The organism is Serratia sp. CY38905, from assembly GCF_052168875.1.
GTDB lineage: Bacteria > Pseudomonadota > Gammaproteobacteria > Enterobacterales > Enterobacteriaceae > Serratia > Serratia sarumanii.
The window spans coordinates 186,315-198,602 of sequence record NZ_JBJNLV010000005.1; the positions used below are offsets into that span (position 1 = coordinate 186,315).

The following is a 12,288-nucleotide window of genomic DNA, read 5'->3' on the forward strand; positions in this document are numbered from 1 at the left end:
CATTTTCAATCTCATTATCAATTGGTGTCACCGAATGGCAAGGAAAGAGGCCGCGGCAGCCAACGGGTTTGCTCAACAGCTTTACCTTGAGCACCACAGTTGGCTATGCCATTGGCTGAGACAGAAGGTCGGGTGCGCGCATCACGCCGAAGACCTGGCGCAGGATACGTTCATCAGTATTTTACTGAGTCCGCAGTTGCTTGCCATTCGGCAACCACGCCCCTTCCTGGCGACCGTGGCGCGCCGGCTGGTGGCGAATTATTACCGACGTAAAACAATCGAAGAGAGCTATCTGCAGGCCTTGAGCGAGCTGCCGGCGATCGAGGCGCCCTCGCCGGAGGTTCGTCAACAAACCCTCGAAATGCTCGAACAGTTGGATCAGGCGTTGGACGGATTGCCGGCGCACGTTCGCGAGGCTTTCCTGTTGGCGCACCTGCAGGGCATGCGTTATTGCGACATCGCTGAACGTTTGCGGGTGTCGACCAGTTCGGTGAAACAATATCTGCAGCGCGCCAATTTGCACTGTTTCTTTGCATTGGCGGCGTAACGGCAGGTGCGGAACCCATGATGGAATCGGATATCGATCGGCAGAGCGCGCGTGAGGCCGCCGCCTGGTTAACCCAGCTGATGTCGGAAGAGGCAAGCGACGCGGATAGGGAAAACTGGCGGCGTTGGTATCAGGCGAAACCGGAAAATGAACGCGCCTGGCGGCATATCGCCGCGTTTTCATCCCGTTTTTCTCTGCTTAACGGGGCGGCGGCGCAGCGTAGTCTGTCGCAGTTGCCAAACCCGCAACGCCGCCGGTTGCTGAGAAGCCTGGCGGCCATCGGCGTGGTAGGGTCGGTTGGCATCGGTTCTGGCGCGCTGCCATGGCGCCCCTGGCTGGCGGATTACCGCACGGCGGTGGGGGAGCAGCAAACCGTCGCGTTGGCGGATGGCGCGCAGTTGATGCTGAACACGCAAACGGCGGTCAACGTCAGCCTTCAGCAGGCCGCATTGCTGGAAGGTGAAATGATGGTGAATCTGCCGCCGGAAAGCGGCGCGTTGACGGTGAGGCTGCCGCAGGGCGAGATCGTGGCGCAGGCTGCTCGCTTCAGCGTTCGCCTGTGGGAAACCTACAGTGATATCGCCGTTTATCTTGGCCGGGTCACGATCCTTTCGCCGGCGCATCGGAACGCGGTGCTCAACGCCGGTCAGGGCGGCAGATTAAGCCGGCAAGGCATTGGCGATCCGTACCGCGTGACGCAAGAGCCCGGTTGGCGGCAAGGCATGCTGTTGGCCAACAACATGCGGCTGGACGACTTCCTGATGGAGCTGGGGCGTTATCGTCAGGGGGTTATTCGCTGCCGGCCGGAGGTCGCCGGCCTGCGGCTCTCCGGCGCGTTCCCGCTGGCTGACCCCGAGCGCGTCATTGCGGCTCTGCCCGGCGCGCTGCCGGTTAGGGTAAATATGCTGTCAAAATACTTCATTACCGTGTCATAAAGTTTTTTACTCTGCCATTAGGGTATTTCCTTTTCGTTTGGTCTGTTCTTTCTCGTTCCCTGCCCGGTGCCGCGTGCCTAAACGACCTTTCTGACATACCCCGACCGCCGTTGACCGCTGCGTACGTTGGTCTGTTTCACGCTTAACCTGAGTATCGTTTTCCATGTTGAATCACAACGTATTACCTGCCGATTTATCTTTACCGCCTACAGGCGGGCGATTGCGCTGGGCTACCGCCAATGTGTTGGCGTTGGTTCTGCATGGTGCGTTGTTGTTTGGCCTTGGTTATCACCTGGTGCCACCGCTGCTGCCCGCGGCGCAACCGATGGTGTTGATGATGGTTGCCGAGCAGGCGGAATCGATCCCCAACGCAGAGCCGATGCCAACCGGTGTGCGCCAGGTGCAGGCGGTGGCGCAACGGCAGGCCAACCGGGAACCGGAGGCGGCGATGCCTCCGCTGATTCATGCGCCGCGTGCGACGGAGCAGCAGAGCAAGGCCAAAGGGCAACGGAACGACCCCATCAGACCGAAGACGGAACCGCCGCGCCCAAGGCAAAAGGAACAGGAAAAAATAGCGTCTGCAAGCTCAATAGCATCAAGCACCAGCGCGCCGCCGTCTCTGGATGGAAAGCGTGTTGCCGCGCCGCAAACCAGCGTGGCGTCGCAGCCGAGCCAGGATGCCTCGGTCTGGAGCGGCCTGCTGTTGGCGCATTTGAGCCGTTTCAAGCGCTACCCGGCCCTGGCGGTACGCCAACAGCGCCAGGGGGTTGTTCAGGTTGCCGTGACGTTGGATCGGCAGGGGAACGTGCTGGGTGTGAAACTATTGCGATCGAGTGGGGTTGCTTCGCTCGACCGGGAGGCGCTTCAGTTACCGCAGCGCGCTTCTCCACTGCCCGCGCCCGGCAACGAGATCGCAGCGGGGCAGGCGGAATTCAGCGTGAACATTCCGATTCGTTTCGATCTGCGTGAAGTTCGCCGTTAATGAAAAACTTGGCTCCAGGTAAACGGAGGCTGAGTTAAAAGCCAATGCGCATCAAACGGATAGCAGCGATGGGGTGGTTTCTACTTGATCGTCGCCAGAAAAATACAAATACTGTATGCATGAACAGTAATCTGGTGCCGTTATGAATAACAACCCACTGACGATGAAAGGTCGGTAACCATGTTCGCCCTGGTAGACGTCAACAGCTTCTACGCTTCCTGCGAGACCATCTTTCGGCCCGATCTGCGCGGGCGGCCGGTGATCGTGCTGTCCAACAACGACGGCTGCGTGATCGCCCGCAGCGCCGAGGCGAAGGCGCTGGGCGTGCCGATGGGCGCGCCTTATTTCAAAATTAAAGAGGAGATGCACCGCCGCAACGTCGCGGTGTTTTCCTCCAACTACGCGCTGTACGCCGACATGTCCCGCCGGGTGATGGACACGCTGGAAGAGATGGCGCCGGCGGTGGAGATCTACTCGCTGGACGAAGCCTTTCTGCGGCTGGACGGCGTGGCGCATTGCGAAGCGCTGGAGCAGTTCGGCCGGCGGGTGCGCGATCGCATCCGGCGCGAGCTGCATTTAACGGTCGGGGTCGGCATTGCGCCGAGCAAAACGCTGGCCAAACTGGCCAACTTCGCCGCCAAGAAATGGCGCGGCACCGGCGGCGTGGTGGATTTATCCGATCCGGCGCGCCAGCGCAAGCTGCTGGCGCTGATCCCGGTGGAAGAGGTATGGGGCGTGGGGCGCCGCCTGACTCGCCAGCTGCAGGCGATGGGTATTCACACCGCGCTGCAGCTGGCGGACTGCGATACCCGGCTGGCGCGTAAAACCTTCAGCGTGGTGCTGGAGCGCACGATACGCGAGCTGCGCGGCGAGTCGTGCCTGCAATGGGAAGATGAGGCGGCGGCGAAAGAACAGATCATCTGTTCCCGCTCGTTCGGCCAGCGGTTGACGCACTACCCGCACATGCGCGAGGCGATCTGCAGCTACGCCGAACGCGCCGCCGAAAAGCTGCGGCAGGAAAAGCGCTACTGCCGCAACGTGTCGGTGTTTATCAAAACCAGCCCGCATTCGGCGGGCGAAGGGTATTACAGCAATATGGGCACCGCCCGGCTGCAAACCCCGAGCAACGACAGCCGCGACATCATCGCCATGGCGCTGCGCGCGCTGGAAAGCATCTGGCAGGAAGGGCGGCGTTATCTGAAGGGCGGCGTGGTGCTGGGGGATTTCAGCGCCGCCGCCATGGCGCAGATCGATCTGTTCGACGACTGCCCGCCGCGCCGCAACAGCGAGCGGTTGATGGCGACCCTCGATCGCCTGAATCAGGAAGGGCGCGGGCGCGTGTGGTTCGCCGGGCAGGGGATCGTCAAGCCGTGGCAAATGAAGCGCGAAATGCTGTCGCCGGCCTACACCACCCGGCTGGCGGATATTCCGGTGGTGCGACTGTCGCCGCGAAACTCGCGCCGGTAGCGCGAGGGCGAGGTGTTCAGTTGCTTAAGAAAGTGGCGCCGCAATGAGGTGGTAGAGGGAAAGCCGACCTTTTCCGCGATGGTTTCCACCGAGCAGTCGCTCTTTTCCAGCAAACGCTGTGCGGCGATGAGGCGCTGATTCAGCAGCCAAAGCGAAAAGCGGGTGCCGGTGGTTTGCTGAAACCGGCGGGTAAAGCTGCGGCGGCTCATGCAGGCTTTCTGCGCGAGACTATCCAACGACAGCGTCTGATGCAGGTTTTCCATCGCCCAGGCCAGCGCCAAGGAAAAGTTGTCCCCCTGGCGGGTATTTTGCACCGGCAGCACGACATACTGCGATTGTCCGCCTTGCCGGTGAGGGGGCACCACCAGGTGGCGCGCCGCCTGCGCCGCCATGTCAGCCCCCCAGCGTTTTCTCACCAGGTGCAGGCAGCAATCGATGCCGGCGGCGGTGCCGGCCGACGTCACGACATCCCCTTCATCGAGATACAGCACGTCATTTTTGACGAGCACCGCCGGATAACGTTGCTGAAAGTCCGGCAGCCAGCGCCAGTGGGTAGTGGCCCGGCGATGATTCAGCAGGCCCGCCGCCGCCAGCACGAATGCGCCCATGCAAAGGCCGACGACGGTGGCGCCGGCGGCATGGGCATGGCACAGCGCATCCAGCAGTGCGGGTTCCGGCTGGCGGGCCGGATCGTCCCAACTGGGCACGATCACCATGTCCATGCCGCTCAGCGCGCCGAGCCCAAGGTTGACCACAATGGAAAAACCGGCATTGGTTTTCAGCTCGCCAGGCTCGGCGGCGCACAGGGTCAGTTCGCACAGTGGCGCGCCTGAAGGCGCCAGCACTTTTTCAAACACCGCAAAAGGCACCGAAAGGTGAAAGGGAATGATGCCGTCGAAAACCACAATGCCTATTTTCATCCGCGATAACGCCTCTTGCAGTGCGCGCCGCCGGGGAGCGGCGCGCTGAACCTTATTTGGTCACCGGCAGCGCCAGGATGCCCTCGGTAGTTTTGATTTCCGCGAACACGTCCGCCACCGCGGCCAGCGCCGCCCGCTGCAACACGCGGTGATCGACCACGCCACCCGCGCCGTCGTCCAGATCGCGCGTCGCCGTCGCGTCTTGCGGGATCAACACATCATAGCCGAGCGGCACCGCGTCGCGTGCGGTAGAAGAGATGCACATGTGCGTCATCAAACCGGCCACAATCAGCGTTTTGATGCCCTGCTTCTTCAGCTGCGCATCCAGATCGGTGCCGATGAACGCGCTCGGCGTTGCTTTGGTGATCACTACATCCCCTTTAGCGGGTTGCAGCGCCTGATGGAATTCGGCGTAGACCGAGCCTTCGGCAAACAGCGGGCCGTTGGCCGGCCCCAGATGCCGCACGAAATAGACCGGCATGCCGTTTTTGCGGGCGAACTCAACCAGCTTGTTACTGTTATCCAACACCTTCTGGCCATCCGGGATCACCATTTTGCCGCGAAAGCCGCTGCCTGCGTAATATTCATTCTGGATATCCACCACGATCAGCGCCGTTTTAGCGGCGGCCAGGGCAGTGGTGGCGGGGGCGCCCGACATGGCCCTGATGGTTTTACTATTCACGTTTTCGGTCTCCTGAGCCAATGCATTGAAGGAAGCGGCGCCCATCATGGCGGCCAGCAAGGTGGCATGAACCAAAGCTTTCATTTGCACTCTCCTGTTAACGATAAGTTCGGGAGCCATTATTTGCCATCCGCTCATCGTGCAAGAGTAGGGCAGGTGACTACATTCGGTACTTTTGGGCCAACTTCGTGTGCGGCTGTTATCTGAATCGGGATCGGAAGCCGCAGCATATCCCCCCCTCCTGTAAGCGCCTTCTATTTATGACTATCAAGTTTTTCGGTCGTCATATTTCTGCCGTTAACGCCGTTTCTCTTTGTTTAATCTGCCACACAGCCACCATGCATTGTTCTTGTTGCTGTGAATTTCTATAACGGACGGGCAGTTAAAAATTGGTTTGCCGAGAATTACGTCGTGCGTATTTCTCGGCATGTTGATAATAAAGAAATAAGGATTAAGCATATGCCTGGATTTAATTATGGCGGTAAAGGGGATGGAACTAACTGGAGTTCTGAACGTGGTACGGGCCCAGAACCTGGGGGCGGTGATAAGGGCCATTCCGGCGATCGCGGCGGCGCCAGTGTTGGCAACAGCCCGGAACAGCAACAGATAGTGGCGATCCAAAACGATCCGGCGTTGCGCATGAAGCTGGCGGCGGTGATCAAGGCGGCGCGCAGAATCAACCCGGATGCACAATTGCGTATTGAAAGCGTCAGCCCGTCCGGCACGCTGAGCCTTTCTGCCACCGGTCTGACGGCCGATCAGGCTAAGCACATTGGCCTGGGTGGACTGGTGATGGGAGTCAACGCCAAGGGAGGAATGGTGGCGATCGGGGATATCGAAACCGGCCATGCGCGCAAGACCTCAACCCCCGGTAAAGGTGGTAATAATGGCCTGAACGCCGGGCAGATCGGCGCCTCCTCGTTAGGCAGTTTCGTGACAGACTCACACCGCGATCGGCCCGTCAACGGCTGGCATGGTAACGGCAAAAGCGGTGAGTTCTCGACGGCCCGCACGACCGGGAGTTATTTCGGCTTTCATCATTTGAAGGTGGAAAAGCAAGCCGGAATGGCGACCTACAGTCTCTACTATAAGGCCAATAAGAACCGGCCCGCGTTTATCGCCGTGGTGAGAGGGGATAACCTGAATGGCATGGAGGTGAAATATGCCAATGGTAAGCCGGTGAAATCTCCAGGCTCGGTAAAAAATATCGTTAAGGAGTTCGTCGAATATCAAAATGCGGAATTAAAAGCGATCAAGGATGGCGTCAGCCTGGCCGCCGGCATCAATAAAGATATCGCGGAAAAGCTCGGCGCGAAATACGCCAAGCTCGCCAAGGATTTGGAGGCAGGAATTCAAGGCAGATATATCCGCAATGTGCAGGATGCGGAAAAAACCTACGAGCAATTGACGAAGGGCTTGAACAAAAAGCTCAAGGCGCAGGATAAAGCGGCGATTGTCGCCTGGTTGAAAAAGATCGATGCGGAACAGTATGCCCGCAATGCGCGGGTATTGGGCAAGGCGTTTACCGGCGTGGATTGGGCGATTAAAGGGGCGGACCTGACAAACGCCGCGATCGAAGGTTTCTCTACCGGCAGTTGGAAAGCGTTCCGTAATCAGCTTGAGGCACTCGGGTTGTCCATCGGGGCAGGCTACACGCTCTCCGCTATCGCCGCGTTTTTCGCGCCGACGCTGGTGTCGTCGACGGTGGGCATTTTTGCATTCGCTTATCTGTTTGGCTGGGCTACCAGCTATATTGATGCGGCTCTTGCAGGAGAACTGGAAAAACTGATTGTGGATCTGTAACCGCAAGAGGGGGGGAGCCCCCTCTTTTTATCCTATCGACAAGTCCCTTTTTCACCCCCCCGGCGCCACCGTCAGCAGCAGGTTGGCGAAGCGGCGCTGCTCGCCGGAGGCGATCACCAGCAGCGTCCGATCCGATTTGACCGCGGCGTAAAACGCCTCGCGCGGCAGGTGTTCGACCGGGCACTGCGCCGGCAGCAGCTGCCGGTATTCGGCTTCGATGGTGTTGGTGAAGTCCGGCGGGCAGGCCATCAGCGCCGCGCTTTCCACGTTGATGCAGGCCAGCAGTTTTTCCAGGATCGGCGGGGCGGCGAGCGTGCCGGGCGCCAGGTTCAGATAGACCACGGTGGCGTCTTTCGGCGCGTGCGTCACGCAGGCGTAGTTGCCGTCGGCGATCAGTACCTGGGTTTTATGCCCGCATTGCGCCAGCGCGGCGAGCAGCGGCGGGTGGGTGATGGCGGATTTGATCATAAAGCGATTCCTGAATGAGGGGGCGGCAGCCATGCCGCCCGCGGTTGAACTACATGCGGTAGATGCCGCCGTTGATGTCGAGGGTGGCGCCGGAGATGAAGCCATCGTATTCCGCCGCCAGGAAGGTGATGGCGCGCGCCACGTCGTCGGGCGTGCCTGCACGGCCCAGCGGGATGGCGCGAACGGTTTCCTCCGCCGATGCCTGGGTGGTGTGGCGATTATGGAAGCGGGTGCCGAGGATCAGGCCGGGCGCCACCGCGTTCACCCGGATGCCGTATTCACCCAGCTCTGCCGCCAGCGAGCGCGTCCAGGTGAGCACCGCACCCTTGGTGGCGGAATAGACCAGCGAGCCAGAGTGCCCGCCGGCGCGACCCGCCTGCGACGCCAGGTTGACGATGCTGGCGCCATTTGCCGCCTTCAGGAACGGCAGCGCGCTTTGCGTGACGTTCAGCATGGTGGTCATGTTCACGTCGATCACGGTTTGCCAGAAGGCGCGGTCGATCTCGCCCAGCCATTTGCGCCCGACGATGCCGCCGACGTTATTGACCAGAATGTCGATGCCGCCGAGAAACTCGGCGCCGGCCGAAACGCAGCGCAGCGTTTCGTCGCTATCGATGAGATCGGCGTAGCCGTAAGCGGCCTTTTGCCCCAATGAATGGGCCAGTGCCACCAGCGCTTTGGGGCCGCTTTCGTCGCTGTGATAGTGAAAATAGATGTCGCAACCGGCCTTGATCAGCCGCTCTGCGGTGGCGCGGCCGATGCCCTGTTCCGCCCCGGTGATAAACACCTTTTTGCCCGCAAGATCGCCCATGATTGACTCCTTATTGGTTCGTTAAGTATTGATGATGCCTTCACGCTGTTTCGCGCAGTAGAAAATGCAGATCAACCCGGTGGCCAGCAGGCACGAGGCCAGGAAAAACAGCCCCGGCGCGCTGCTGCCGGTCAGATCGTTCAACACGCCCACCGCATAAGGCGCGACGAAGCCGCCGATATTGCCGATGCAGCTGACCACCGCCAGCCCGGCTGCCGCGGCCGCGCCGGTGGAAATATTGGCGGGCATGGATAAAAACGGCGGTACGGCGGTGTAGATGCCGATGGCGGCGATGCACAGGAACGACAGCGCGACGAGCGGATCGTATTTAAAAAATGTCACCGCCCCCATCAGGCCGATAGCGGCGACCACCATGCTGAGGCCGGCGAATACGCCGAGCTTTTTGGTTTTGCTGGCCCACAGGCTCCACGGATACACCAGCAGCGCGGCCAGGCCGTAGGGAATGAGCGCCAGCAGGCTGACGCGGAAGATATCGCCGCCGGAGAGGGCGGTAATGATCGACGGCAGCCAGGTGCCGAAGCCGTAAATGCCGCACACCATGCCGAAGTTGAGCAGCGCGTAGAGCAGGTATTTCTTGTTTTTAATCCCTTTCAGGAAGTCGCCCAGCGTGATTTTAGAGCCGGATTTGGAGCGGCCGGCGTTGCTCATCAGCCAGGCCTTTTCCTCCACGTTCAGATAGCCGACGTCCTTGGGCGAGTTCTTGATCAGGAACGGGATCAGCAGGCCGATGACGATCGGCGGCAACCCTTCGAGGATAAACAGCAGCTGCCAGGGAGCGAACCCGAACCAGTCATGCTGAATATTGAGAATAAAGCCGGAAATCGGCGAGCCGACGGCATTGGACAGCGGCTGGACGATGATGAACATGCCGAGAATTTTGGTGCGGTATTTTTCCGGAAAGAACACCGTAAAGTAATACACTACCGAGGGAAAGAATCCGGCTTCGCATACGCCCAGCATAAAACGGCAGATATACAGCTCCAGCGGCGTGCGCACAAAGCCGAGCAGGGTCGCGAAGATGCCCCAGGAAATTAATATTCTGGCGAACCAGATGCGCGGGCCGAATTTAATGGTGCCGGCGTTGCTGGGTATTTCAAATAGGAAATAGCCGATAAAGAAAACCCCGGAGGCGAAGCCGAAGGCCGAGGCGGTCAGGCCCAGGTTATCTTCCAGCGCTTTGGCGGCGTAGGCCATGTTATTGCGATCGAGAAACGCCAGGAAATACAATAAAATCATGAGGGGGACAATATGCAGCGTCAATTTCCTGATAGCGCTGCGTTCAATATCCTGCGGCTTGCTTATTTTCATTTTGATATTTCCAATGTGGTTAATCGGAATAATAGAGGCCCGGCTCATTACCCTGAGCTGAACGTTAAATAACGGCACGACGCTGATTCATTGAGGCGCGAGCATCCCTTAAGCCCGACGGCCTGTTCCTTTGTTTTGGCTGACACCGATCCGGACGATGCCGCGGCGCATCGCCTGGGGAAGACGCTGTTATTTCATTTAGCCGGCGGCTTTGACCGAGCGCCGGCTGATGACCGTCGGCGGGAAGAGAAACTCGCCGGGCGGTTGCGCATCATCGTTGATGCGGCCGATCAGGCGTTCGACCATCAGCTGCGCCATCTCCGCCAGCGGCGGCCTGACGGACGTCAGCCCCGGTTCGGCCAGGCCGGCCAGCGCGATATTGTCGATGCCGATCACCGAGATGTCTGCGGGCACCTGGACGCCGGCGGCGCGCAGCCCCACCATCAGCCCGATGCCCAGCGCATCGTTAATCGCCACGATGCCGTCCGGGCGCGGCGTCAGCGCGAGCACGCGCGGCGCCAGCGTCAGCCCTAATTCGAACATTTCCGTGTCGCCGTAGGCGCTGTTGGCTTTGCCTTCGATCACCCGTTGGCGTTCGCTCAGGCTGTGCCCCAGCGCACTTAGAAAACCGTCGATCTTGTGGCTGCGCCCGACGGTCAGCGTCGCTTCGGTGGCGAACACAATGTGTCGGCAGCCGCGTTCGAGCAGGTGCTGCGCGGCCAGGCGCCCGGCGGCGATATTGTCCATCGACACGCTGTCGAACAGCCGGGTATCGGTGGCCATCGGCTCGGCGAACGGGCTGTCGTAGCTGACAATCTTCATGCCTCTCTCGGCGGCCCGAACAAAATGAGTCTGGCGAATGTCGCTCGCCGCCACGATGATGCCGCGCACGCCGTGCAGGAACATATCGTCGATAAACGCGGCCTCTTCCTGTTCCTGGCGGTAGGCGTTGCCGAGCAGGACGCGGTAACGGTGAGCCCGCGCCGCACCGTCGACCGCATGCGCCAGCGCCGAAAAGCTCGGGTTGACGATCGACGGCAGCAGCAGGCCGATGATCTTCGCCTGCGGCGCGGGTGCCGCCGCCGTTCGGGTCGGCCGGTATCCCAGGGTCGCCATCGCTTGTTCGATGCGCTCACGGGTCTGCGCGCTCATCTGGTGGCTGCGGTTATTCAGCAGGTTCGACACGCTGCTGATGGACACGCCGGCCAACCGTGCGACATCTCGAATATTTGCCATTTGCCGATACCTTGCTGCCTGCCGTTAGCCTGCAATCTATAAGGGAAGACAGGCGCAGGCAAGCCGCAACCGGGGCGAAACCCGCATGGGATCGCGCATTTGTGAGAGTTGTCAGGCGGTGGCCGAGTTGTTTACTAAACAGTAAGGCGGGGTGGGAGGTTACGCCGGGATCGGGCAAGCGTCCGGCGGCGCATCGACGGCCTGCTGGCGGAATTTTCCCGGCGTCAGGCCGAAGTGGCGGGTGAAGGCTTTGTGCAGCGCCACCTCCGACGAATAGCCGGCCTGTTCGGCGATACGGCTCAGCGGCAACGCCTGGCGCGCCAGCAGCCGGGCCGCCAGCTGCATGCGGATGGCGGTAAGGGCCTGCAGCGGCGTTTGCTGCGTGACCTGACGAAAGACGCGGGCGAAGTTGGCGCGCGACATATGGGCCTGTTTGCTCAGTTCAACCAGCGTCCAGGGATGTTGCGGGTGGCGCAGCATCTGTTCAACCACGTTGCCCAACTGCGGATGCAGCAACGCGGCGACCAGATTGCCGCTCTGATTTGGCTGGGCCAGCCAGGCGCGGATCGCCAGCGCGAACAGCAGCGCCATGGTCTGGCTGACAATGGCGTTGTGCCCCTGGCCCTGTTGGCTGAACTCATCGCTCAGCAGCTGGCCGGTCGCCTGCAGCAGCGCCAGCCGCCCCTGTTGGCGGCTGTTGAACAGCAAACATTCCGGCAGGCTCGCCAGCAGCGGCGACGCGCTGTGCGGCAAGATTTGCACGCCGCACAGCAGGTGCGTGGCGCTGTCGGCCCTCTCCGGCAGCAGGCGGTGGGCGGAGTTGTGCGGCAAGAACAGCAGGCTGCCTTGCTCCAGCGGTACCGGCGGGCCACCGGGGATCTCCAGCCGACAGCTGCCCGCCAGCACCATGTGCCAGCGGATCTGACTCCACTCTCCGGCGGCATGCGGCGAGCGCCACTCGCCGCTGAAATGGCAATCGCGCGCCACATAACCGCGCATGTCGTTAAGCATCAACAGTTGGCTGAGCGGATCCATTTTGAGACTCCTGGCTAAGAAGCTGATTGTTTCGGCAATGGGCCGGCGTAATGCGAAGCACTAAGATCGGTTC

12 protein-coding genes are annotated in these 12,288 nt (G+C 60.7%); 5 read left to right on the forward strand and 7 right to left on the reverse strand.

Annotated features, from left to right (window positions below):
- Positions 1–34: 34 nt before the first annotated feature.
- The 4 genes from ACJ8MK_RS13840 (at position 35) to umuC (ending at position 3,931) form a co-directional block, all read left to right on the forward strand.
- The gene (locus ACJ8MK_RS13840) at positions 35–547 is read left to right on the forward strand and encodes a sigma-70 family RNA polymerase sigma factor (protein ID WP_025303329.1); all 513 of its coding nucleotides are present in this window, start codon (positions 35–37) and stop codon (positions 545–547) included.
- A 17-nt stretch (positions 548–564) separates the two neighbouring features.
- A complete protein-coding gene (locus ACJ8MK_RS13845) occupies positions 565–1,482 on the forward strand; it encodes a FecR domain-containing protein (protein WP_060425985.1) in 918 nt (305 codons plus the stop codon).
- 220 nt (positions 1,483–1,702) lie between these two features.
- On the forward strand, positions 1,703–2,464 hold the full coding sequence (locus ACJ8MK_RS13850) for an energy transducer TonB (RefSeq protein ID WP_060425987.1): 762 nt from the start codon (positions 1,703–1,705) through the stop codon (positions 2,462–2,464).
- 180 nt (positions 2,465–2,644) lie between these two features.
- Positions 2,645–3,931: a translesion error-prone DNA polymerase V subunit UmuC gene (umuC, locus tag ACJ8MK_RS13855; RefSeq protein WP_442517829.1), complete on the forward strand. Its 1,287-nt coding sequence runs from the start codon at positions 2,645–2,647 to the stop codon at positions 3,929–3,931.
- Here umuC and ACJ8MK_RS13860 read toward each other — a convergent pair.
- Positions 3,868–4,851 carry a GlxA family transcriptional regulator gene (locus tag ACJ8MK_RS13860; RefSeq protein WP_161724717.1) on the reverse strand — a complete coding sequence of 328 codons (984 nt, stop codon included), beginning with the start codon at positions 4,849–4,851 and terminating at the stop codon, positions 3,868–3,870. The genes umuC and ACJ8MK_RS13860 overlap by 64 nt on opposite strands.
- A gap of 52 nt (positions 4,852–4,903) precedes the next feature.
- Positions 4,904–5,617 (reverse strand): cysteine hydrolase family protein, encoded by a 714-nt coding sequence (locus ACJ8MK_RS13865; RefSeq protein ID WP_060437782.1) that lies wholly within the window; start codon positions 5,615–5,617, stop codon positions 4,904–4,906.
- A 375-nt stretch (positions 5,618–5,992) separates the two neighbouring features.
- Between ACJ8MK_RS13865 and ACJ8MK_RS13870 the strand changes: the two genes are divergently transcribed.
- Complete coding sequence (locus tag ACJ8MK_RS13870) at positions 5,993–7,336, forward strand: colicin-like pore-forming protein (RefSeq protein ID WP_161724711.1); 1,344 nt, start codon at positions 5,993–5,995, stop codon at positions 7,334–7,336.
- Between the two features lie 51 nt (positions 7,337–7,387).
- Here the strand turns inward: ACJ8MK_RS13870 and ACJ8MK_RS13875 are convergent, their stop codons facing one another.
- The 5 genes from ACJ8MK_RS13875 to ACJ8MK_RS13895 form a co-directional block, all read right to left on the reverse strand.
- Positions 7,388–7,804 carry an RbsD/FucU domain-containing protein gene (locus tag ACJ8MK_RS13875; RefSeq protein ID WP_041035686.1) on the reverse strand — a complete coding sequence of 139 codons (417 nt, stop codon included), beginning with the start codon at positions 7,802–7,804 and terminating at the stop codon, positions 7,388–7,390.
- Positions 7,805–7,853: 49 nt separating this feature from the next.
- A complete protein-coding gene (locus ACJ8MK_RS13880; protein WP_049196301.1) occupies positions 7,854–8,615 on the reverse strand; it encodes an SDR family NAD(P)-dependent oxidoreductase in 762 nt (253 codons plus the stop codon).
- A gap of 21 nt (positions 8,616–8,636) precedes the next feature.
- Positions 8,637–9,872: an MFS transporter gene (locus ACJ8MK_RS13885; protein ID WP_192839572.1), complete on the reverse strand. Its 1,236-nt coding sequence runs from the start codon at positions 9,870–9,872 to the stop codon at positions 8,637–8,639.
- 270 nt (positions 9,873–10,142) lie between these two features.
- Positions 10,143–11,180, reverse strand: coding sequence for a LacI family DNA-binding transcriptional regulator (locus ACJ8MK_RS13890; protein ID WP_442517830.1), 1,038 nt, complete (start codon positions 11,178–11,180; stop codon positions 10,143–10,145).
- A 159-nt stretch (positions 11,181–11,339) separates the two neighbouring features.
- On the reverse strand, positions 11,340–12,215 hold the full coding sequence (locus ACJ8MK_RS13895; protein WP_442517831.1) for a cupin domain-containing protein: 876 nt from the start codon (positions 12,213–12,215) through the stop codon (positions 11,340–11,342).
- Between the last annotated feature and the right edge of the window lie 73 nt (positions 12,216–12,288).